We start from the raw sequence: 1383 nt of genomic DNA on the forward strand, positions 1-1383 counted from the left end.
CCGAGATGGAACGCAGAGCGGCTTAACCCCGTCCACTTTTTCGGGGGAAGATCACGACTATTTCCGCCAGGCCCATGCCGCGATGTGGCATGAGATCGGCGACAAGCTGCCGGTGTTCTTTTCCGTGCATCAGGTCGCACAGGCCTGGAACGAGCATACGCCGACGCGGGCGATGTGGGATCGACACTTCTGGGATGTAGAAAGACCCTTCGAAGACAAACTCCACCTGCGCATGTGCCGTCGCAGAATGACGTTGGGCTTGCTTGTACACGATGAGGTCGAGGCGGCTGATCTCGTCGTGATGCACCGAGCGGAGACGGTGGATTGGGTGCGCAGCCTTGTGGAAGCGTCACCGAAGGTCTGGGGCGGGAACCGTAGTAATTTGGGCGCGCAGTGGGAGAGCTATGAACGCTTTCGCACGACAAATCCGGTGCCGCCGGTGGATGGGATCACGCACGACATCGACTTCCAGGCCGTGCGGGAAATTGCTCGTATCCCCGCAAAGAACTGGGAGGCTGTTGTGACCGCCTGGTCCGGAGAATACGGCGACGAGGAGGAGGATCATTTCAACCTCTATGCCCGCCGCACAGGTCGCCCATGGTGCGTGTCGCCCCGCACCTGGTGGACTGGCGTTGCTCGTCGAGTGCTCGTCCTGACCACGGAGGCTGTACCAGTCGCAATCGCGCGACGTCTCGGAGCGCCATGGTTCGTGGCGGAATACGAGGCCACCGGCCTGGAACGGGATAGCGTGTCCGTTCTAGCCCAGCACATCCGCTCTGCGAGACTGCCCTTGACCGTAAAAGCGTTCCAGTCGGAGCACCCAGGCGTTGCCGTGATCAGCAATAAGGTCTCGATGCTTCAAGGCACGACTACCCACGCAAGGGCGCGGGGCAGCAACGCTTACATCGGGCAGGACGTCGCCCAGACCATGACCTTCCTGTCGCCGGATGAGTATGAGCGGCTGGAAGCGCTGAACGCTTGGTGCGACCGCGACGATCTGGTCGGACTGCGCCATATCGACGAGTTCAACCAGAGCGCGGGGAGGAACCTGGGCTTCCGGCGCCAAGGCGACGCCAAACACTGGCTGTTGATCCCACACAGGCTCCTCGGCCGCCTTCTCGCTCGCGATGCGCTCGGACGAGCGCGATATGACCTCCAGGTCCAGCTTGATAGGCGGCAGCGCTGGTATGTGCGTGGTAGGGCAGCATAGCACCGCCTTCGCCGCCAGAGGTGTCAACAGCTATAGCGGTCCGTCAGTCTGGATATCGCACCCTTGTTTCAATAGGGTCGTAGCTGGGGCTTGTTCCTTTGCAGGCGACCCTCCAAGCCCTGTACGTCGTCAGAAGTTTTGAGACAGCCGGGCTGCGGATTTAGCGGAGGGTT

At 61.4% G+C, this 1383-nt stretch carries 1 protein-coding gene; it reads left to right on the top strand.

What is annotated here, in order from left to right; all coding sequences use genetic code 11:
- Nucleotides 1–1210 (top strand): hypothetical protein (locus AX690_RS23300; RefSeq protein WP_197426840.1); only part of this gene is annotated, 1210 nt, incomplete at its 5' end.
- Nucleotides 1211–1383 lie beyond the last annotated feature (173 nt).

The organism is Caulobacter sp. CCH9-E1 (assembly GCF_001556515.1).
Classification (GTDB): domain Bacteria; phylum Pseudomonadota; class Alphaproteobacteria; order Caulobacterales; family Caulobacteraceae; genus Caulobacter.